Genomic DNA, 20,778 nt, shown 5'->3' on the forward strand with positions numbered 1-20,778 from the left:
CAATCAAGCATAAGAAAAGAGGGAGAAGTATGAACAATCCAAATAAAGCGAAGCTTATCGCTATTGCCCTTCTGTCCGCCCTGCTGGCGGCAGGCTGCAGTTCCACTTCGGCGGGAAGCCCGTCGTCCACGGCCGCCGCGACCGGCTCGGAATCGGCCACTGCCGCAAGCGTGCAGAAAGCCGGGGAAGGAGCGGTCGATTCGGCGAAGTACGACGAAGACGACTCGCGGACGGAGTGGAGCGCCGATACGGCGACGACGATCGCGCTGAACGGGTCGACAGCGACCGTGACCGGCACCGGTGTCGAGGTCTTTGAGGGCGTCGTGACGATTTCCGCCGCCGGAGATTACGTGCTGAGCGGCGAGCTGGAGGACGGCCGGATTGTCGTGAACGCTCCGGACAAGGTCGTGCATCTGGTGTTGAACGGAGCGGACGTGACGAGCAAGTCCGGCGCGGCGATCCATCTGGTCGAGGCGGGCAAAGTCGTCGTGACGTTGCAGGAGGGAACGGAGAACAGCGTGACCGACGCGGCGGTCTACTCGGACACGTCCGCCGACGCGCCGACGGCCGCCTTGTTCAGCAAAGCCGATCTGACGATCAACGGCACGGGCACGCTGACCGTGAACGGCAACTATAACGACGGCATCTCCTCCAAGGACGATCTGAAGATCGTGAGCGGCACTTACGTCGTGAAGGCAGCGGACGACGGAATGGTCGGCAAGGATCTGGTCGCGGTGAAGGACGGCGACATCGTGATCGACGCGGGCGGGGACGGCATCAAGTCGACGAACGATACGGACGAAGGCAAGGGCGAGATCGTCGTGGAGGGCGGCAAGTTCGATATTCGGTCGGTGAACGACGCGATCCAGTCCGCGACCTCCCTCTTCATCGCCGACGGCGCATTCGGTCTCGTTGCCGGAGGCGGGCATACGGCTTCGACGAAGACGCATGCCGAGGAGATGCCAGGCGGCGGCTTCGGCGGCAGGGGACAGGGCTTCGGCCAAGCTCCCGGCGGCATGGAAGGGGCGGCGCCGGGGATGGACGGCGCGCAGCCTTCCGGAGGACGCGCTATTCCGGAGGGCTGGCAGCCGCCGGAAGGAGGCGTTGCTCCGGACGGAGCCCCGGCTCCCCGGCAGAATGCTCCTGCCGCAACGGCCTCGCCGGATGGCGCGGCATCGTCGGAGACGGCCGAGGAGACCGAGTCGACGAGCGCCAAAGGGCTTAAAGCGGCCGGAGCTCTCGTCGTCGCGGGAGGAACATTCGACATCGACGCGGCCGACGACGCCGTGCACAGCAATGCGAGCGTCCGGATTGCCGGCGGACAGCTCCGTCTGGCGACGGGAGACGATGCCATCCATGCCGATGCGGCGCTGGCCATCGAAGGCGGCACGATCGACATTACGAGCAGCTATGAAGGGCTGGAGAGCGCGAGCATCGCGATATCCGGCGGCGAGACCCGCGTAACCGCGAGCGATGACGGCGTGAACGTGTCGGACGGCAGCGGCAGCTCGCCCGGAGGCTTCGGAGGAGGCGGCCAAGCGGACAACGGGCTTCTGCTGACGATCTCCGGCGGTTATCTGGCGGTGGACGCGGGCGGAGACGGACTCGATTCCAACGGTTCGATCAAGATGAGCGGCGGCACGGTACTCGTCAACGGGCCTACGAACAGCGGCAACGGAGCGCTCGATTATGACGGGACATTCGAGCAGACCGGCGGCCTCCTGATCGCTGCGGGCAGCGCGGGCATGGCACAGGCTCCGTCCGATAGCTCGACGCAGCGTTCGGTCATGATGACCTTCCCGCAGGCACAGGAAGCGGGCACGCTGGTGACGATTCGGGACGCCGACGGCGCGACGGTCGCGGCCCTTGCTCCGGCGAAGGCGTTCCAGACCTTCCTGATCTCGTCTCCGGAGCTGAAGTCGGGAGCGAGCTACACGCTCTCTATAGGCGGCACGAACGACGGGACCGGGGAAGATGGCTTCTATGGCACCGGCAAGACAACGGGCGACACTCAAGTCGTCGGCTTCGCGCTCGGAGACGGCTCGGTGACTTACCTGAACGAGTCCGGCGTTACGACCGGCAACGCAGGAGGCATGGGAGGCGGCCGAGGCGGCATGGGAGCCAGACCGGGAGCAGGCGGAGGAGGCCGCGGCGATAGAGCTCCGACGACGAATTAACGATCTTTTCTACAAAATGACGTTAACCGGACCCTCTGCGAAGAGGGTCTTTCCCTTTCCTTGCTCCAACATCTTCCACGGCGAATTTTGCCGATGTTTTTAGTACAATAACAGGGAAGGACAGACGAAGGGGGAGCGGCCATGGCGAATTTGTTGATACTGATGCTGGAGCGGGTCGGCATTCTGCTCATCTTCGTGCTGCTGCTCTCGCGAATGGGCTCGTTCCGCAAGCTCATCCACAACGAGCACTCCCTGACGGACAAGCTGTGGCTGATCGCCGTATTCGGTACCTTCGGCATCATCAGCAACTATACCGGCATCCAGATTCGGCCGGACGACGTGTCCGCGCATTTCTGGCAGACGGGCGTGGAGTACGACGGGGCTCTTGCCAATACGAGAGTGCTGGGCGTGGCGTTGGGCGGGCTGCTAGGCGGGCCGCTGGTCGGTGTCGGGGTCGGCGCCATCGCGGGGCTGCACCGGATGACGCTGGGCGGATTTACGGCCATCGCGTGCGGCGTCTCCACGATATTGGCCGGCATCGCGACCGGGCTGATCGGTAGGAGATTTCGCAAGAACGGGAAAAATTCCACCTGGCGGGCAGTCGCGATCGGGATCGTCATGGAATGCTCCCAGATGGCTATCATCCTGCTTGTGGCCCGTCCTTTCGACGCCGCGCTGGAACTGGTCCAAATCATCAGCGTCCCCATGATCGTCATTAACGGCTTCGGCACGCTGCTGTTCATGCTGATCATTCAATCGATCATGCAGGAAGAGGAACGCACCCGCGCGCTGCAGACGCATAAGGCGCTCCGCATCGCCGACCGGACGCTGCCGTTCTTCCGGCAAGGTCTGAACGCCCGCTCCTGCCGGGAAGCGGCCGCGATTATTCTCCAGGGGACGAACGCCGACGCGATTTCCATTACCGATCAGCATCAGGTGCTGGCGCATGTCGGCGCGGGCTCGGACCACCATATCCCGCTGCAGAGCGTGACGACCCAGTTGACCAAGAAAGCGCTGGAGCAAGGCCGCATTCTGCTCGCCCGCACCCGGGAGCAGATCCAGTGCACGAACAAAGATTGCGCTCTTCAGGCCGCCATTATCCTTCCGCTGAAGGTGCACGGCCAGACGCAGGGCACGTTAAAGCTCTATTTCACGAACGCGAGCGACATGGACAGAGTCGAGAGGGAGTTGGCGGAAGGTCTGGGCAAGCTGTTCTCCACGCAGCTGGAGCTGGCCGAAGCCGAATCCCGGAGCCGCTTGCTGAAGGATGCCGAGATTAAAGCGCTGCAAGCGCAAGTGCACCCGCATTTTCTGTTTAACGCGATCAATACGATTTCCGCCCTGTGCCGGACCGATTCCGAGAAAGCGCGCGAGCTGCTGCTGAAGCTGAGCGTCTTTTTCCGCAGCAATCTGCAAGGAGCCCGTCAGTTTCTCATCCCGCTCAAGAAGGAGCTGGAGCATGTCGAAGCTTTCCTAAGCTTGGAGCGGGCGCGTTTTCCCGACAAGTATGCGATCGAATTGGACATCGATCCCTCGCTCGATGAGGTGCCGATTCCGCCGTTTACGCTGCAGCCTCTCGTGGAGAACGCGCTGCGGCATGCGTTCGCGAAGGTGAGGGACAGGAAAGGGCGGGTGACGGTCCGGGCGTTCAAACGGGAGGACAAGGTCGTTCTGGTGACGGAGGACAACGGCAGAGGAATATCGTCCGATCAGCAGGATCTGCTGGGTCGCCAGACGGTACAATCCGAGGCGGGCACGGGAACGGCGCTCTATAATATTCGCAAGCGAATTGAGGAAATCTATGGGGACGAAGCCGATTTTCGCCTCGAAAGCGAACCGGACCAAGGGACCCGGATCGTCATCTCTTTGCCTTTAAGTCATCATAAATGGGGAGATCAGCATGTTGAAGGCGTATATCGTGGACGATGAGCCGCTGGCCAGGGACGAGTTGACGTATATTCTTCGGCGCCTCAAGCAGGTGGAGGTCGTCGGAGAAGCGGACAGCATAGAGCGGACGCTGGAGGAGATCCGGACGCTGCGGCCCGACGTCGTCTTTCTGGATATTCAGCTTGCCGAAGACAGCGGGCTGGATCTGGCGCGCCGCCTGCTGGAATACGAGCATCGGCCGACCGTCGTGTTCGCCACGGCGTATGACGAGTACGCGCTTAAGGCTTTCGAATTGGAAGCGATCGATTACGTGCTCAAGCCGTTCGACGAAGAGCGGATTCGGCAAACCGTGGGCAAGCTGATCCGGCTGAAGATCAACCGGCAGATCGGCCAACCGGACCGAAGCGAACGGAAAACCGCTCCGCCGGATAAGACGGACAAGCTGGCCATTCTGGAAGACGAACGGTTCATCCTGGTCAGCATCGGCAAAATCGTCTCCATTCACTCCACCGAGGGGAAGACGATCATCAAGACCGACGACCGGCAGTATACGGTGACCGAGCCGCTGGTCTCCTTCGAGCAGAAGCTGCTGGGGACGTCGATCGTCCGCGTCCATCGGGCGTTCCTGGTGAACCTGGACGCCATCGTGGAAATCCAGCCCTGGTTCCACTCCACGTACAATCTGGTCATGAAAGACGGTTCAAAGGTGCCGGTCAGCCGGACGCACATCAAGGAGCTGAAGCAGTTTATCGGCTTCTGATGGGCCCGGTCCGGCGCCGCTGCATTTCATCCCGCCATTTTTGCCGCTGGCCCCGCGACTTGCGCGTTTTATCCTGAAAACGCTTTATTGTCCTTTTCATTTAGTAACATGAGGGCAAATAAAAGGTTAAAGGGGCCATCAAAATGAATGCGGTTACAATCGTAATCGGCTCGATATGTATACTGATGATCGCGTATCGGCTGTACGGAACTTTCATGGCGGCGAAGGTGTTGAAGCTGGACGATTCCGTTCCGACTCCGGCGCACGCGATGAACGACGGCAAGGACTACGTCCCGACGAACAAATGGGTATCGTTCGGACACCACTTCGCGGCGATCGCGGCGGCCGGCCCGCTGGTCGGCCCGATTCTGGCGGCGCAATTCGGGTACTTGCCCGGCTTGCTCTGGCTGCTGATCGGCGCCGTCATCGGCGGCGCGGTGCACGATGCCGTCGTGCTGTTCGCTTCGATGCGCAAGAAGGGCAAGTCGCTCTCCGAGGTCGCCAAGGAAGAGCTCGGCCCGGTCGCGGGCTTCTGTACGGGACTGGCGATGCTCTTCATCATTACGATCACCATGGCCGGGTTGTCGATGGTCGTGCTGCATGCGCTCGACCGCAATCCGTGGGGAACGTTCGCCGTCGGCATCACGATTCCGATCGCGATGGGCGTTGGCCTGTTCTATAGAAAAACCGGAAACCTGAAGCTGGCTTCCACGATCGGTTTTATCCTGCTGATGGTCGGCGTCTTTATCGGTCCTTCCATTCAGGGGACCGCTCTGGGAGACCTGCTGACGCTCGATACGAAGACGTTGTCGCTGATCTTGCCTGTGTACGCGTTTTTCGCGGCGGCGCTGCCGGTCTGGCTGCTGCTCGCTCCTCGCGATTACTTGAGCAGCTTCATGAAGATCGGAGTATTCATCGCGCTGATCGTCGGCGTGTTCATCATTAATCCGGCCATCCAATTCCCCGCCCTGACGGAGTTCATCGGCGGAGGCGGTCCGGTGATCGCGGGCCCGGTCTGGCCGTTCATCTCCATTACGATCGCCTGCGGCGCCATCTCCGGCTTCCATGCTTTCGTTGGCTCCGGCACGACGCCGAAAATGCTCAACCGCTGGAGCGACATCAAGGTCGTCGGCTTCGGCGCGATGCTGGTCGAGTGCGTCGTCGGCATTATGGCTCTGATCGCGGCTACGGCGCTTCACCCGGCCGATTATTTCGCGATCAACTCCAAGCCGGAAGTGTTCCAGACGCTTGGCATGAACGTCGTGAACCTGAATCAGCTCAGCGAAGAGATCGGACTTAGTCTGGAAGGAAGAACTGGCGGCGCGGTTACGTTGGCCGTGGGCATGACCTACATTTTCACGAAAATCCCGTGGTTCGCCAACATGGCGCCGTATTTCTTCCAGTTCGTCATCATGTTCGAAGCGGTGTTCATCCTGACGGCGATCGACGCGGGAACCCGCACGGCGAGATATCTCATTCAGGACTTCTTCGGGGAAATCTACAAGCCGCTTAAAAAAGTGGACTGGGTGCCAGGCTCGATCTTCGCCAGCGCGCTGGCGTGCGTGATGTGGGGTTATCTGCTCTTCTCCGGCGATATCGGCTCGGTATGGGCGCTGTTCGGAGTGTCCAACCAGCTCATGGCTTCGATCGGCCTGATCATCGGCGCGACGGTCATTCTGAAGGTGGCGGACAAGCGGCGCTATATGCTGACCTGTCTCATTCCGATGTCCTATCTGTACGTCACGGTCAACTACGGCGGGTTCTGGATGGTCAAGAACGTCTACCTGAACGAAGCCGCCGCCGGCTACAGCGTTCTGAACGCTATCCTGTCGATCATCATGCTGACGCTCGGGGCCGTCATCCTGATCGCGGCCTTCGGCAAGTGGAGCAAGCTGCTGAGATCGCCGAGAGATCATGCGGAGCTGCTGTCCGCGTCTTAAAGATAGGACAAGCCAAGCAAGTTGCTGTGAAAGATGATCGATGTTAAAGGTGCAAGGGGTATGTACCTCCTTCCGATGCTATACGCTCCTGAAATGGGAACAGGCAAACCCGTGACAGGGTGATTTCAGGAGCGTATGAGGCATTCTCCAAGAGGTTCATCCCCCCTCTTCATTTGCTGGTTTGAGAGATAGCCTTCGAATGTTCTCGTTTGTCTGGAGAAACGGGGTCCTCCCGAGACTTTTAATTCCTAAACGGACATTGTATAATTGATTTAACAGATCTCGCCCGCGCCTCTGCTTGCATGCGTAAATAGGGCGAGCTTTTTTTATTTTCAGGGAAACCGTTGTGCACATTACAATCGGCTTTTAATCAGTCGCTTCCAATCAAACCCAGATTCAGACTCGAGAACAAGACACATGAGATTCGGGAATCGGATTTCGCGAAGAATGGTTTGCTTTAGTAACAAGAAAGAAAACTCGTTATACAAAAAAATGCAACCGAAGACGAGGGAGGCGGAGAGAATGGACGACCGGCATCGGCAGCATACGAAGGAATTGTTCGGAATGATCGGGTCGACGCTGGAGACGACGGTCAAGGGAGCGCCGATCCGCAAGCATTGTTCCTCTCTCCCCTCTCTTCTGGCGCCCCGTTCGGGCGAGGCGGAGATGTGGCTGGACGGACAGAGGACGATCCTGAACGGCAATCAGATCGCCTATATTCCTCCCGATGTCGCCATCGAGTGGTGGGCTTCCGGCGGCGAGGCGAAGCTGCAGATCGTCACGTTCGAACGGTACGAATTGGCCGAGCACTCCAAGTCCCGTCTCGTCTATCGGGTCAATCGCGACACCCTTCCTCCGATGACCTACGTCAACTACGCGCTGCCGGAGAGAACGGAAGAACTGCTGCGCGGCTTGGACGAACGGGAGGCACCCGATGCGGACCTCTCTTCCGCGATACGCGAGCTGCTTCGGAGCGTGTTCTTGGCGGGCGTTCCGACCGCCGGGCGAGTGTCTCTGATGGACATGTCCATTCGAGGAATCGTCGAATACATGCATCAGCATTACGATAAGAAAATTACGAGCTCGGGCATGGCAGCCATGACGGGGTACCATCCCCGCTATTTCTCCGGCTTGTTCCACAAGCAGACGGGCTGGAGCTTCACCGATTACCTTGCCCGCATCCGGGTGGACAAGGCCAAGGAGTGGCTGCTGAAGAGCGACGAGCCGCTTAATCAGATCGCGCACAAGGTCGGCTATTCGGACGGCTTGTATTTGAGCCGCAAGTTCAGCCAGGTGACCGGCATGCCGCCTCGCGCGTTCCACAGCTTGCCCAAGCCGAGGCGCATCGTGACGGTGCAGTTCGTCGGCGCTCTGCTGGCGCTCGGCCTGCCCCCCGTTGCGGCGCTGGAAGAGACGATGCACTACTCGGCCGCGATCGCGGACAAGCTGACGGAAGTCGTTCCTCTGCGAATCGACGACAAAATCGTGGAGACAGTAGCCGGGCTGAACGCGGACTTGCTCATTATTCCTACCTACGCTTACGCGCAGCGGGAGTGGATAACCGCGCTTGAGAAGCGGATGCCCGTGCTGGCGGTGGACTGGGATACGATGGACCGGTTGGAAGAAGTGCGGCACTTAGGCGCGATGCTGGGCCGGGAAGTCGAGGCGGAAGCGTGGATCGCTTCGTTCCGCCAGAAGGCGGCGCAGGCCAAGACGGAGCTGGAGAGGAGCGGGGCCGTCGGCAGAGAAGAGACGGTCGCCGTCTACGAGGTGAGCCGCGACGACCATCTCTACGTCTGGAATCATACGGCGCGTGCCGCTTCTAACCTTTTTCAAGTGCTGGGGTTGAACGCTCCTTCGCGGGTCAAGAAGGAGGTTCTGGATCGGAATCGGCATCTGCGCATTCCGGAATCGCGGCTGTCCGAATATGCGGCCGATCATATGTTCATCATTGCTTGTGAAGGCAACGGAAACTTGGCAAGCACGATGCGGAAGCTGGAGAGCGATCCGATATGGAGCGGGCTGGAGGCCGTTCGTCGGCGACAGGTTTACGTCATGCGGCTGGAGGATTTCCGTTTCAGCGAAGGCTTCGCTCTGGAGAGACAGCTGGAGCTCCAGATGCATGCGCTGCTGCGTCGGGAAAAATGAAAATCGTCCATAAACAATACGATGACTTTACGCCATGGACAGTCGAAGTATAATCTTGCTATCATTCCAATTGATAATAAAAATCATTTTCATTTAGGGGGATGGCAAGGTTGAACAGTCGTCGTAAAGGTTGGATGATTGCCGGCATGCTGCTGGCGGTCGTTCTGTTAATAAGCGCGTGCGGAGGAAAGAAGGAGAACGGGGCGGCGGAGTCGCAGCCGGTATCGGCGAGCGCTGCTCCATCGGCGTCGCCTTCGGCAGAAGCGTCGGAGTCCGCGAATTCGGGCATGCGCGATTACGAGAGCGCCAAAGGAGTTATCCAAATCCCGGCCAAGGCGGAACGCGTCGTCGTAACCGTTCCCGACTACGTAGGGGACGTCATCGCCGCGGGCGTAACGCCGATCGGAGCTCCTCCGATGGTGTTCCAGGCCAGCTACTACAAGGAGTACCTGAACGGGGTCGAAAATATCGGAGACGATGCCGGCCCGGCTCTGGAGAAGATCGTGGCGCTCCAGCCCGATCTGATCATCACGTATAACGACGAAGCGTACGAGGCGCTGTCCAAAGTCGCTCCTACTGTCTTCATTCCTTACGGACAGTACGCATACCGCGAACGTCTTCAGGAAATCGGCCGCATTCTCGGCCGCGAATCCGAAGCGAACGCATGGTTGGACACGTTCGACAAGGCGGTCGCCGAGAAGAAGGAGCTGCTCGCGGACGTGATTGCAAGCGGCAAGACGGTAGCGATCTTCGAGATCTGGGAGAAAGAACTGTATTTGTACGGCAAATCTTTCGGCCGCGGCGGCGCCATCCTGTACGACGAGCTGGGACTGAAGGCGCCTCAGAAGGTCGTGAACGCCGCGTTCGAGAATGGCTGGGCGCCGCTGTCGCTCGAATCGATACCGGAGTATCTGGGCGAGGCCGACTATCTGTTCCGCGGCCTGCGCGATCCAAGCGGCAAAAATCAAGCTTCCATAGAGAGCAGCAAAATCTGGAAGGATGTGAAGGCGGTGCAAGCGGGAGCCGTGTACGATTACAATGTGGACGACTTCTACTTCCAGGATCCGATCGCGCTCAAGTCCCAACTGGAAGGCATCGCGGAATTTTTGCAGAAGCATTAAGCTCATGAAAATAGTGAAGGACCGGAAGCCTGCGCTTGCCCGGTCCTTCTATCTTGTACGTTGAACCGCTGAATTCCCTTCGCCCCATTCGTGCTGCCTCGGCGGGTAGGATATAATCGAGTGTAATCCTAAATATCGAATGGAGCGACGCCATCATGAAATCGATCCGCAACTCGGCTAAAGCCGTTATTATTCGGGACGATCGTTTGCTGCTGACCCAGAACAAGGACGACGAGGGCTTCTTTTATCTGTTCCCCGGAGGAGGCCAGGAGAAAGGAGAAGAGCTGAAGGACGCCGCGGTCCGCGAATGCATGGAGGAGATCGGGCAGGAAGTCGAAGTGGGAGAGCTGTTGTTCGTGCGCGAGTATATCGGTAAAAATCATCAATTCGCCGAGTGGGATTTCGACGTTCACCAAGTCGAGTTTTATTTTCGATGCCGCCTGAAGCGTCCGGATTCCGCAATGGGCAACGGTATCCATCCGGACGAGCATCAAGTGGGAGTCGAATGGGTCCCGTTCGATCGGCTCCGCGAAATTCGGGTGTATCCGAGCGCCCTGGGAGAGAAGATCCGCAACGGCGTCTTCGGTCCCTGCTATGTGGGGGATGTCGGTTGAGTTGATCGAATGGAGGCTGCGGGCTTGGTAACGGGCAACCTGGAGCTGTCCGACAGCGGGTCGCGTTCCGGCTTGAATTCCGCAAGCGGGGCGTGCCGCAAAACGCCATCCATGACGAGAGGTTTGTTTCAGGAGAGCTCCGATCACGTCCTCTACACGACATCCGACAGCTGCGAAGCATCAGCCCTCCGGTTGCGCGATCGGCGCCGGAAGACGCCACAGCCGCCGTCGTAACGTCATCCCCGCGATTCCGACAACCCCGACGGCCAGGCCGACGAACAGGAAGGCGGACGACACTCCGCAGAACCGAACCAGCGCTCCCCCGGCCAGCGGCGCGCCCACGAAGAGAGCGCCGCTTAAAGACTCCATAATGCCGCTGATGCGGCCGACGGCATCGGCGGGCGTCTCTTTCTGCACAATGTAGTTCATGCCCGCGGAGGTAAGCCCGGTACCGATGCCTCCGGCAAAGGAGGACAGCAGGATGAACCACATCGGGGTGTCCGGGCGGAAGAAGCCTGCGGCGGCGAACATGAAGCCGATTAGCGCCACGCCTCCGCCCAGCGGCCATCCGTAGGCCGTCAGTGTCTTGAGCCTGCGCAGCCAGAAGACGCCCGCAAGCCCGCCGGCGCCGATCGAGGCGACGAGCCAGCCGAGCAGCTCCGGGCGCTCCGGAGACACCTCGCGAACCAGCGTCGTAATCTGGGCGTCGATCAGTTGAATGCCGGCAAGGCCGGTCAGGGCGAACAGGATGCTCGTCAGCAGCAAGCGGGTTTTCAGCACGATAAGCCACCCTTCCTTCCAAGCTTTCCCCATCGAGCCGTGCTTCTCATCAAGCGGTTGTTCCGCGGCGGGTACGCTCCGGGCTGGAATCGACAGGAGCAGCAGCGCGGATAGGACGTAGCAGGCCGCGTTGACCGCCATACAGGCCGAAGGAGAGAAGGCTGAGGCGAGCGACGCGCCCAGCAGCGGACCGAAAACCTTGGAGAGCTGGAAGACGGCCCCGTTGAGCGAGGCCGCTTGCAGCAGCTGCCCGGGTTCGACAACGGCCCGCGTCATTGCCTGTTGAGCCGGGAAATGAAAGACGCGCACGGCGGACCGCAGCCCCAACAGCCCGAGCAGCGTCCAGACGTCGGGCGCGAAGATCAGCATCAGCGTCAAGGCGGCCCGAATCAGATCGGTCGCGATCATCAGATTGCGTTTATTCCATCTGTCCGCCAAGATTCCCGCCAGCTGGCTGAACAGTATGCCGGGTACAGCGTAGGACAACGGCAGAAGCGCCATCGTCATCGGGTCCGCCTTCCACACGAACCCCATCACGATCGATACGGCGATAAAATCCAAATAATCTCCGAAAGCGGCCAGCCCGTAGGCGGCGAACATTTTGGCGAAGGCGCGGTTGGCGCGCAATAGGAACATACGAAAAACCCCCTGTGTCGATGAATAGAATCATCGTAGCAGGGGAATGTCAGAGAATGATCAGAGAAGAGCCGCGAGCAGCCGGTTCGTCTTAACCAGCAGCTCGTCGAATTGGTATTGCTCGGCAAGCGCGTTCCATTGGCCCCGATATTTCCGCAAGGCGTCGTCGTTCGGGGCGTATTTCCCGAGATGCAGAAGGACCAGCTTCAGGTTGGCGAGCAGATGGGGGACGAATTGCGTCTGCCGCGTCGTCTCGATTCCCTCGTCCACCGCCTGCCTTCCCTGCGCCGGATTGCCCTGCCGGTACAGATACAGGCCCTTGGCCACGAGATAGGCGCCCTTCTCTCTCCGGATTGGATGGCGCGCCAGCAGGTCGCCGCACTCCTCCAGCTTGGCGGCCGCCGCTACCGGACGGCCCTCCTCCAGGGCGAGAAGCATCTCCTTCAGCAGAAACAACGCGGAGAAGCTCGGGGAATCCATTTCCTCGATCTCCGGACGAATCCCTTCGAGCCGAGAGCGGGCGCGCTCCGTCATCCCCGCCTCCAGATACAGGTAGACCGCGTTCAGCTTCAGATCGGTCAGCCACGCGGGGGTCAGCTCGTCTCCCTTGGCGATAAGTCTTTCGAAGCAGCGCAGCGAAGCGGCAGGATCGAATTGGATGGAAGCGTGAATGAACGCCGCGTAGACGGCTTGCTGCCATCGATCAATGCCGTTCGTTTCGAGCAGCCAGGAGAAATCTCCGCCGACGAACCGAACGTAGGCATCGTAGAACGGGTCGCCCGGCAGACCGAGCACGTCGCGGTTCGCCGACAGCAGCCGCATCGCCGCTCCCATGCCCATGCCGTGGTATTTGGCGAACATTCGGTTTACATCGGAAGCGAAATGCTCGTCCTGCAGAAGCGGGTTTTCCCGCAGCCGTGCGTCCGTGCGCGTCAGCTTATAGCCTTGCCCGCGAATCGTGTCCAACCGGAGCAGATGGGACCACGGGGCGAGCTTCTTGCGCACGCGGTAAATATGGTCGTCGACGGTCCGGTCTCCGGGAGCTTCCAGCGGCCAGACAGCGTCCAGCAGCTCGTCCCTGGAGAACGAGCGCTCGGCGTGCTCGTACAGGTAGCGCAGCAGCGCGAACTCCTTCGGCAGCAGTTGCACGCTCTGCCCGGCGTAGAGGGCCTGATAGGTATCCGGATCGAAATGAATCATGGCAGGTTCTCCCGAAGAAACGATGTTCTCTTCATTATATCCGTTAGTCATTCCGACGGCGAGGCGCATGGGGACCGGATGCCGGAGTCTGGACGGTCGATGGGCAATGTCTCCCCTCGTCTTAATCCGCCATAAATTGTGAATATTCTACATAAAGTTTGCACTTTATGATGAATGATTTGCACTATATTTGCACTATATAAATATTTGTTTGCATTAAAGCGTTGATGAACTTAAAATACTAAAATATCAAAGCAGAAAATTTGTTGATTTTCTACAAATTAGCGGAAAATCGCGGGAGGAAAGAGATGGGCAAGATCAAGGTAGGCATCGTCGGGTATGGCAATCTGGGCAAGGGAGTGGAGAAGGCTCTCGCGCAAAATCCGGACATGGAACTGGTCGCCGTATTTACGCGCAGGCAGCCGGATCAACTGGCTTCGGGCAGCGTGAAGTTCGAACACGTCTCGGCGGCGGAGCAGTATAAAGGCGTGATCGACGTGATGATTCTGTGCGGCGGTTCGGCGACCGACTTGCCGGAGCAGACTCCGGCCATCGCCCGCTTGTTCAATACGGTGGACAGCTTCGACACGCATGCGAAAATTCCGGAGTTTTACGACACGGTTGACGCCGCGGCGAAGCAGGGCGGCAATCTGAGCGTCATCTCGACGGGGTGGGATCCGGGGCTGTTCTCGCTGAACCGGCTGCTGGCCCAATCGATTCTCCCGCAAGGCACGGACTACACGTTCTGGGGCAAAGGCGTCAGCCAAGGCCACTCCGACGCGATCCGCCGCGTACCGGGAGTGAAAGCCGGCGTGCAATATACGGTTCCGGTGCAAGAGGTCATCGAGCGCATTCGCTCGGGCGAGACGCCGGATCTGACGACTCGCGAGAAGCATCTTCGCCAATGCTTCGTCGTGGCCGAAGAGGGGGCCGATCGGGAAGCGATTCGCGAGACGATCGTGTCGATGCCGAACTACTTCTCCGATTACGATACGACGGTGGCGTTCATTACCGAAGAGGAGCTGCAAGCCGAGCATCAGGGCATGCCTCACGGCGGATTCGTCATTCGCAGCGGAATCACCGGGGAGAGCACGAAGCAGATTATCGAATTCGGCCTGAAGCTGGAGAGCAATCCGGAATTTACCGCGAGCGTGCTCGTCGCTTACGCGAGAGCCGGCGTCCGCCTGAGCCGGGAAGGCCAAGCCGGAGCGAAGACGGTATTCGACATTCCGTTCGCGTATCTGTCTCCGAAATCGGGGGAAGAACTGCGCCGCGATCTGCTTTAATCAAGGTTCATCGCGGATTTTGATCGGCTGCGAAAAAATCTTTTATTGGAATTACAAAGCGCATTTTATTAATATTTGTAATCAAAGATGCGCTAAAGTATAAAGAAACAATCAAAAACTGCAAACGGCGCGGCATGTCGCTACCGTTCAGTCTAAAGGAGCGTCCAACTTGACCACAGTTCTGGATAGGCAGCAAGCAGCGAAAGATTACGTGCAGTCGGTTTACGAGACGGTCATCAACCGTAACCAAGGCGAAAGAGAGTTTTTCCAAGCGGTCAAAGAAATCCTCGATTCCTTGATCCCGGTCTTCGAAGTCAATCCGCATTACATCGAGCACAGAATTTTGGAACGCATTACCGAGCCTGAGCGCGTCGTCTACTTCCGGGTGCCTTGGATCGACGACAAAGGCGTGCCGCAAGTCAACCGCGGATTCCGCGTGCAGTTCAACAGCGCGCTTGGACCATACAAGGGCGGCCTCCGGTTCCACCCGTCGGTTAACGCGAGCATCATCAAGTTCCTCGGCTTCGAGCAAATCTTCAAAAACTCGTTGACCGGCCAACCGATCGGCGGCGGCAAAGGCGGCTCCGACTTCGATCCGAAAGGCAAGTCGGAGAACGAAGTGATGCGCTTCACGCAAAGCTTCATGACGGAACTGTACCGCTATATCGGTCCGGACGTTGACGTTCCGGCCGGCGACATCGGCGTCGGAGCCCGCGAGATCGGCTACATGTTCGGTCAATACAAGCGGATCAGAAGCGGCAACGAAGCCGGCGTTCTGACGGGCAAAGGGCTGCTCTACGGCGGAAGTCTCGCCCGTAAGGAAGCGACGGGTTACGGCTGCGTCTACTTCGTGAACGAGATGCTGCAAGCGAAAGGCCTGAGCTTCGAAGGAAGCACGGTCGTCGTCTCCGGTTCGGGCAACGTGTCCATCTACGCGATCGAGAAAGCGCAGCAGCTCGGCGCGAAGATCGTGGCGTGCAGCGACTCCAACGGCTACATCTACGATCCGAACGGCATCGATCTGGATCTCGTGAAGCAGTTGAAGGAAGTCGAGCGCAAGCGGATCAGCGAGTACGTTCTCAAGCATCCGCACGCGGTGTACACGCCGGGCTGCGAAGGCATCTGGTCGGTCCCTTGCGACATCGCTCTTCCTTGCGCGACGCAGAACGAGATCGACGAGAAAGACGCCGAGCTGCTCGTGAAGAACGGCGTCAAGGCGATCGGCGAAGGCGCGAACATGCCTTCCACGCTGTCTGCTATCGACGTCTTCCTGAACAACGGCGTCCTGTTCGGACCGGCCAAAGCGGCCAACGCCGGAGGCGTGGCGGTGTCCTCGCTGGAAATGTCCCAGAACAGCATGCGCTTGTCCTGGACGTTCGAGGAAGTCGACGCCAAGCTTCACGACATCATGCGCAACATCTATCGTCACAGCGTCGAAGCGGCCGACAAGTACGGCTATCCGGGCAACCTGGTCGTCGGCGCGAACATCGCCGGCTTCGTCAGAGTCGCCGACACGATGATCGCTCAAGGCGTCGTATAAGAAAGGTTCCCGAGAACGGCAAGCAATAGCACTCATTCAATAAAGCGGCCATGGATTCCATGCGCCGCTTCTTCTAGTTATGTGATAAAATAGGCACAGCATTCCTATCTCGATGATCGGAAGAGACGTGATCGACGTGAGTCAATCGGAAGTATGGACGTTTATGTTCGCTTACTTGCTCCCGATTCTTTTTTTTGCGTATATGGGGACGGACGTCATGGTCCGCAACTCTCGGAAGGTCGAACACCGGCTGCTCGGTCTGACTTCCGTCGTCTATATTTTGCTGTTCGCGGAAGAATACGTCCGGCACCAGCTTCCGATATCCGACAGTCCTGCGCTGGTCGCCCTATGGTTCTCTAACGTCGGCGTCATCATGCCGGGCTTGGGCTTTCATTTCCTGGCGAAGTTTTCCGGGATGGACAAGCTCATGCCGCGTTACCTCTATCCCGGCGTTTTCTACTTGCCTCTTGCCGTCATCGTCGTGAACGTGCTGAGCCGGCAGAAGATCATTTCCTCTAGCGAGTTCGTCCAGAGCGGAGTATGGAAGTACCCGGTCTACGACACCCCTTACTATGCCGCGCTTACGGTAAGCATTCTCGTCAGTACGCTGTATCTGGTCGTACTATATATAGGAAGAGCCAGGACGTCCGTGCCGGAGCACAGGGCGATTTTTCGCCTGCTCATCTTCAGCGTGCTGCTCTGCACGTGCTGGCATGTGGCGTTCGGTTACTTTCAGTTCGAGGGGCTTCCTCCGTATACGTACATCTACGGCGGAGTGATCTGGTGCTTTATGCTCCGTCTGGCGATGATCCGGTACGAATTTCTGGATTTCGCGTCCAAGCGGTACGAGAAATTGTTCAACCTGAATCCGGCGGCGATCCTGCTCGTCGAGCAGTCGGGGAAGATCAAGGAGGCCAACCCGAGCGCCAGAAAGCTGTTCGAGCGCATCGATACGAATCGGCATTCGCTATTCAGGTTCATCGATCAGGAACTGCGGCAGATGATTAAAAATAAACGGACGATCAAAGATTACGAGACGTCGATCCATAACGGAAACAAGCGCCTGCACGCGCTGATCGACGGCGATTACGTATCCGTGGACAGCGAGCCTCATCTCATTCTGATCGTCCGGGATATTACCGAGCAGAAGGAAAGCCAGGAGCAAATCCGCTTTCTGGCTTTCCACGATCCGCTGACGAGATTGCCGAATCGCAGATACTTCTACGACAAGCTGGAGGAAGCGATCCGCGACGCCGAGAGGGACGAGCTGGGGCTGGCGGTCGTTCTGATCGATCTGGACCGGTTCAAGGAGACGAACGACAAGTACGGGCACGAGGCGGGGGACGAGGTGCTGAAGCATGCCGCCCGGATCATCGGGGAGACGGCGGAACGGATCGGCATGGCGGCGAGACTCGGAGGGGACGAGTTCGTTCTGTTCATTCGCCACGCGCCTTCGAACGACTTCTTGGAGGAAACGATCGGCCGGCTTGAACGGAGAATAAGCGAAGAGAAGCTGGCGTACCGCGAGCAGCTTCTCCCGATTTATATGAGCATAGGCGTCAGCCGCTATCCGGAGGATGGACGCGATGCCGACGCTCTGCTGATGAGCGCCGACAAAGCGATGTATCTGGTCAAGAGAGCGAGGAAGACGCAGACCGCCGGACGCTAGGAATCAGAAATCGAAATTGTCGGGGTCCGGCCCGACGCGCCGGTTCTCGTTCAAGCCGTCGATTCGTTCCATGTCCTCTCCGCTCAGCTCGAAGTCGAAGAGCCGGGCGTTCTCGATAATCCGATGCTCCTTGGTCGACTTCGGGATCGTTATTACCCCGTGCTGAAGATCCCAGCGCAGAATGATCTGGGCGACGGACTTGCCGTATTTGGCCGCGAGTTCGTTCAGCAAGGGATCGTCCAACAGCTCTCCCTGCATCAAGGGAGACCAGGCTTCCAATTGAATGGCCTGCTCCCTCGTATAGCGGAGCAAATCCTTCTGCGTAAGGCGAGGATGGAACTCGACCTGATTCACCATCGGCTTGACGGCCGCGCACTGCATCAGATCCTCCAGATGATGAATTTGGAAATTGCTGACGCCGATCGCTGTCACTCGACCTTCCCCGTACAGCGTCTCCAGAGCTCTCCACGCTTCCTTGTATTTCCCCTTAACCGGCCAGTGGATCAAATACAGATCCAGATAATCCAGCCCGAGTCGCTCCAGACTGGCTTCGTATGCGGCGAGCGCGGATTCGTAGCCGAGATCGGCGTTCCACACTTTGGAAGTGACGAACAATTGGTCCCGGGCGAGCCTGTTGTCCGCGAGCGCCTCCCGAATGCCTTGGCCGACGCCCTCTTCGTTCTCGTAGATGGCGGCCGTATCGATGCTGCGGTAGCCATGGGCAATGGCCGTTTTGACGGCTTGAACGAGCTCCGGTCCTTCTTCAACTTTGAATACGCCCAGTCCAAGCCCAGGCATGCGCGCGCCGTTGTGCAGAGTTACGGTGTCTTGAAGATTTTTGATCATATCAGTTGGTCCTCCATTGCAAATCGGATTGGTTTTGTTCGATTGGGTTGCGGTTTTGGTCTTTGTTTTCCAGTGAGCGGGCCCAGGCTGTCAGCAGGACGGCGCCCAGTACCATGATCGCTCCGATCCATGTCGTATGGATCAGTCCGACGGAGTCGTTGACGACGCCCCCGAGATAAGCTCCGATGGCGATTCCGGCGTTAAAAGCGGCGATATTGACGGCTGAAGCGACGTCCTTCGCTTGCGGGGACAGACGCTCGGCCAGCATGACGACGTACGCCTGCAAGCCGGGCACGCTCATGAAGGCGAACAGGCCCATGAGGAAAATGGTGACCAGTCCCGCAAGCTTGAACGGGGCGGTGAAGGCGAGCGAGATCAGCACGACGGCCTGGGCGACGAACATGTAGAATAGGGCCGGGACGGGCTTGCGATTGGCCGCTCTGCCCCCGATCGCGTTGCCGATGGCGATCGCGACGCCGTATAGGAGCAGAATGACGGCGGTCGTCCGATCCGCGAAGCCGGTAATCTCGGTCAGCAGCGGGGACAAATAGGTGAAGACGACGAACGTTCCCCCGTAGCCGAGCGCGGTCATCGCGAAGACGAGCAGCAGCCTGCCGTTTACAACCAGCTTCGCTTGGTCGCTAAGTCGTACTTTCTGGCCCCGGCCGAGATCGGACGGTACCCAGGCGAGATTGGCGAAGAGCGCCGCGACTCCGACGGCGACGATGGCCAGGAAAGCCGCGCGCCATCCCAATTGCTGGCCGATGAACGTGCCCAACGGCACCCCGGTTACGGTGGCCACGGTCAGTCCCGAGAACATGACGGAGATGGCGCCGGCCCTCCGCGACGGAGGAACGAGATCGGCGGCGATCGTGGAGCCGATCGACATGAATACGCCGTGGGACAGGGAAGCCATGATCCGCGCGGCGAGCAGAACGGCGAGGCCGTCCGCCGTCGCGGCCAGCAGATTGCCGGCGATGAAGACGATCATCACCCAGAGCAGCAGCGTTTTCCGGGATACCCGGGAAGTCAGCGACGTCAAGATCGGGGCTCCCAGAGTGACGCCCAACGCATATAAAGTAACGGTTAAACCCGCGGCGGTAACCGAGATATGCAAATCTTCGGCGATAAGCGGCAGCAAGCCTACGCTGATGAATTCGGTCGTGCCTATGGCGAAGGCGCTCACGGCGAGCGCCATCAGGGCAAGGAAGCTTCTTTTATTCATGGATGTCACTATTCTCACCTCTGCATGCTTGTCGTATCCGGCCGGTAGCTGCTATTATGGACCCCTGATCCAAAAATGAATAGTACGTACTTTTTTGTGCTATAGATACTTATTAGTACCTATATATCGAGGAGGGCGAGAGTTATGGCGAAGGAAACGGGAGTCAAGAAAAAGTACAATATCTCCGTCGAAGCTACGCTGGAGGTGATCGGGGGCAAGTGGAAGTGCGTGATTCTGTGCCATCTGACTTACGGTAAGAAGCGCACGAGCGACTTGAAGCGCCTGATGCCGGCGATCACTCAGAAGATGCTGACCCAGCAATTGCGGGAGCTGGAGGAGGACGGCATCGTGAAACGGATCGTCTACAACCAAGTGCCTCCGAAGGTGGAGTACGAGCTGAGCGAATACGGCTGGAGCCTGAAATCGATTCTGGATTCCCTATGTGCCTGGGGAGAGTCGCATATTATCCGGGAGTACGGGGACAAGTTCGCCGTTCTGGAGGACAACGTTCTGAATCGGTAGGCTGCAGAGCTTAGAGGGACTTCCGTCCGATAAATGGGTCCAAGCTGCTGCACAATATCAAGACGGACATCGCGATCGAGAAGGACTATTTTGCGAACGCCGGCATGCTTAGCCGGGGAATCGGCGTCGGCATGAAAGTCGCGTTTATTTTCTGGGACATTCTGCATGCCATTACCGGAATCGGACTGGCACTCGTCATGCTGTTTCTGGGCAGCATGATCGGTTTGCTGTTCCATCCGATCCACAGTATCGTCAACCTGCTTCCGGCCCTTTGGAACGGATGCGTTACGCTCTGGCATGCGATTGCCTATCTTTTTAACGCAATGCCGAGAAGTCCCCGGCCTCTAAACTACCTTACTCACGTAGTGAGCGTGTAGGTGGGGGATGAATCGGTGCATTAGGATTTGTTGTTTGCAAGTAAATATGC

16 protein-coding genes are annotated in these 20,778 nt (G+C 58.7%); 12 read left to right on the forward strand and 4 right to left on the reverse strand.

Going from position 1 to position 20,778, the window contains the following annotated elements; translation table 11 throughout:
* Window positions 1–29: 29 nt before the first annotated feature.
* The 7 genes from ACESLM_RS08915 to ACESLM_RS08945 all read left to right on the forward strand — a co-directional run bounded on the left by ACESLM_RS08915 (window position 30) and on the right by ACESLM_RS08945 (window position 10,647).
* Window positions 30–2,177 carry a carbohydrate-binding domain-containing protein gene (locus ACESLM_RS08915; RefSeq protein WP_372631207.1) on the forward strand — a complete coding sequence of 716 codons (2,148 nt, stop codon included), beginning with the start codon at window positions 30–32 and terminating at the stop codon, window positions 2,175–2,177.
* Window positions 2,178–2,318: 141 nt separating this feature from the next.
* Window positions 2,319–4,106 carry a LytS/YhcK type 5TM receptor domain-containing protein gene (locus ACESLM_RS08920; protein ID WP_372631208.1) on the forward strand — a complete coding sequence of 596 codons (1,788 nt, stop codon included), beginning with the start codon at window positions 2,319–2,321 and terminating at the stop codon, window positions 4,104–4,106.
* Window positions 4,078–4,824 (forward strand): LytR/AlgR family response regulator transcription factor, encoded by a 747-nt coding sequence (locus ACESLM_RS08925; protein ID WP_372631210.1) that lies wholly within the window; start codon window positions 4,078–4,080, stop codon window positions 4,822–4,824. Before ACESLM_RS08920 ends, ACESLM_RS08925 begins: the two co-directional genes overlap by 29 nt.
* Before the next feature lie 143 nt (window positions 4,825–4,967).
* The gene (cstA, locus tag ACESLM_RS08930; protein WP_372631211.1) at window positions 4,968–6,764 is read left to right on the forward strand and encodes a carbon starvation protein CstA; all 1,797 of its coding nucleotides are present in this window, start codon (window positions 4,968–4,970) and stop codon (window positions 6,762–6,764) included.
* A 522-nt stretch (window positions 6,765–7,286) separates the two neighbouring features.
* Window positions 7,287–8,912 (forward strand): helix-turn-helix domain-containing protein, encoded by a 1,626-nt coding sequence (locus tag ACESLM_RS08935; RefSeq protein WP_372631212.1) that lies wholly within the window; start codon window positions 7,287–7,289, stop codon window positions 8,910–8,912.
* 110 nt (window positions 8,913–9,022) lie between these two features.
* Complete coding sequence (locus tag ACESLM_RS08940) at window positions 9,023–10,033, forward strand: ABC transporter substrate-binding protein (RefSeq protein ID WP_372631213.1); 1,011 nt, start codon at window positions 9,023–9,025, stop codon at window positions 10,031–10,033.
* A 155-nt stretch (window positions 10,034–10,188) separates the two neighbouring features.
* Window positions 10,189–10,647, forward strand: a complete 459-nt coding sequence (locus tag ACESLM_RS08945) for an NUDIX domain-containing protein (protein WP_372631214.1) — start codon at window positions 10,189–10,191, stop codon at window positions 10,645–10,647.
* Between the two features lie 180 nt (window positions 10,648–10,827).
* Here the strand turns inward: ACESLM_RS08945 and ACESLM_RS08950 are convergent, their stop codons facing one another.
* Window positions 10,828–12,063, reverse strand: a complete 1,236-nt coding sequence (locus ACESLM_RS08950) for an MFS transporter (protein ID WP_372631215.1) — start codon at window positions 12,061–12,063, stop codon at window positions 10,828–10,830.
* A gap of 60 nt (window positions 12,064–12,123) precedes the next feature.
* Window positions 12,124–13,263, reverse strand: a complete 1,140-nt coding sequence (locus ACESLM_RS08955) for a winged helix-turn-helix domain-containing protein (protein ID WP_372631216.1) — start codon at window positions 13,261–13,263, stop codon at window positions 12,124–12,126.
* A 308-nt stretch (window positions 13,264–13,571) separates the two neighbouring features.
* Between ACESLM_RS08955 and ACESLM_RS08960 the strand changes: the two genes are divergently transcribed.
* From ACESLM_RS08960 to ACESLM_RS08970, 3 genes are all read left to right on the forward strand, one after another.
* Window positions 13,572–14,549 carry a diaminopimelate dehydrogenase gene (locus ACESLM_RS08960; protein ID WP_372631217.1) on the forward strand — a complete coding sequence of 326 codons (978 nt, stop codon included), beginning with the start codon at window positions 13,572–13,574 and terminating at the stop codon, window positions 14,547–14,549.
* A gap of 169 nt (window positions 14,550–14,718) precedes the next feature.
* Window positions 14,719–16,089, forward strand: a complete 1,371-nt coding sequence (gene gdhA, locus ACESLM_RS08965; RefSeq protein ID WP_372631218.1) for an NADP-specific glutamate dehydrogenase — start codon at window positions 14,719–14,721, stop codon at window positions 16,087–16,089.
* Between the two features lie 136 nt (window positions 16,090–16,225).
* Window positions 16,226–17,758 (forward strand): diguanylate cyclase, encoded by a 1,533-nt coding sequence (locus tag ACESLM_RS08970; RefSeq protein ID WP_372631219.1) that lies wholly within the window; start codon window positions 16,226–16,228, stop codon window positions 17,756–17,758.
* A 3-nt stretch (window positions 17,759–17,761) separates the two neighbouring features.
* On the opposite strand, the gene ACESLM_RS08975 is transcribed toward ACESLM_RS08970, so the two are convergent.
* Both ACESLM_RS08975 and ACESLM_RS08980 read right to left on the reverse strand, forming a co-directional pair.
* The gene (locus ACESLM_RS08975) at window positions 17,762–18,604 is read right to left on the reverse strand and encodes an aldo/keto reductase (RefSeq protein WP_372631220.1); all 843 of its coding nucleotides are present in this window, start codon (window positions 18,602–18,604) and stop codon (window positions 17,762–17,764) included.
* 1 nt (window position 18,605) lies between these two features.
* Window positions 18,606–19,829: an MFS transporter gene (locus tag ACESLM_RS08980; RefSeq protein WP_372631221.1), complete on the reverse strand. Its 1,224-nt coding sequence runs from the start codon at window positions 19,827–19,829 to the stop codon at window positions 18,606–18,608.
* 144 nt (window positions 19,830–19,973) lie between these two features.
* Between ACESLM_RS08980 and ACESLM_RS08985 the strand changes: the two genes are divergently transcribed.
* Window positions 19,974–20,351 carry a winged helix-turn-helix transcriptional regulator gene (locus tag ACESLM_RS08985; protein ID WP_372631222.1) on the forward strand — a complete coding sequence of 126 codons (378 nt, stop codon included), beginning with the start codon at window positions 19,974–19,976 and terminating at the stop codon, window positions 20,349–20,351.
* Window positions 20,352–20,482: 131 nt separating this feature from the next.
* Window positions 20,483–20,728 (forward strand): hypothetical protein, encoded by a 246-nt coding sequence (locus ACESLM_RS08990; protein ID WP_372631223.1) that lies wholly within the window; start codon window positions 20,483–20,485, stop codon window positions 20,726–20,728.
* Window positions 20,729–20,778 lie beyond the last annotated feature (50 nt).

Source organism: Cohnella sp. (assembly GCF_041641335.1).
Lineage (GTDB): Bacteria > Bacillota > Bacilli > Paenibacillales > Paenibacillaceae > Cohnella.

Excerpts from the sequence above, each read along its gene's own strand:
- ACESLM_RS08925 (WP_372631210.1), top strand. The coding sequence starts at position 4,078 with ATGTTGAAGGCGTATATCGTGGACGATGAGCCGCTGGCCAGGGACGAG.
- ACESLM_RS08955 (WP_372631216.1), bottom strand. The coding sequence starts at position 13,263 with ATGATTCATTTCGATCCGGATACCTATCAGGCCCTCTACGCCGGGCAG.
- ACESLM_RS08960 (WP_372631217.1), top strand. The coding sequence starts at position 13,572 with ATGGGCAAGATCAAGGTAGGCATCGTCGGGTATGGCAATCTGGGCAAG.
- ACESLM_RS08915 (WP_372631207.1), top strand. The coding sequence starts at position 30 with ATGAACAATCCAAATAAAGCGAAGCTTATCGCTATTGCCCTTCTGTCC.
- ACESLM_RS08985 (WP_372631222.1), top strand. The coding sequence starts at position 19,974 with ATGGCGAAGGAAACGGGAGTCAAGAAAAAGTACAATATCTCCGTCGAA.
- ACESLM_RS08920 (WP_372631208.1), top strand. The coding sequence starts at position 2,319 with ATGGCGAATTTGTTGATACTGATGCTGGAGCGGGTCGGCATTCTGCTC.
- ACESLM_RS08950 (WP_372631215.1), bottom strand. The coding sequence starts at position 12,063 with ATGTTCCTATTGCGCGCCAACCGCGCCTTCGCCAAAATGTTCGCCGCC.
- ACESLM_RS08975 (WP_372631220.1), bottom strand. The coding sequence starts at position 18,604 with ATGATCAAAAATCTTCAAGACACCGTAACTCTGCACAACGGCGCGCGC.
- ACESLM_RS08980 (WP_372631221.1), bottom strand. The coding sequence starts at position 19,829 with ATGAATAAAAGAAGCTTCCTTGCCCTGATGGCGCTCGCCGTGAGCGCC.
- cstA (WP_372631211.1), top strand. The coding sequence starts at position 4,968 with ATGAATGCGGTTACAATCGTAATCGGCTCGATATGTATACTGATGATC.
- ACESLM_RS08945 (WP_372631214.1), top strand. The coding sequence starts at position 10,189 with ATGAAATCGATCCGCAACTCGGCTAAAGCCGTTATTATTCGGGACGAT.
- ACESLM_RS08935 (WP_372631212.1), top strand. The coding sequence starts at position 7,287 with ATGGACGACCGGCATCGGCAGCATACGAAGGAATTGTTCGGAATGATC.
- ACESLM_RS08990 (WP_372631223.1), top strand. The coding sequence starts at position 20,483 with ATGAAAGTCGCGTTTATTTTCTGGGACATTCTGCATGCCATTACCGGA.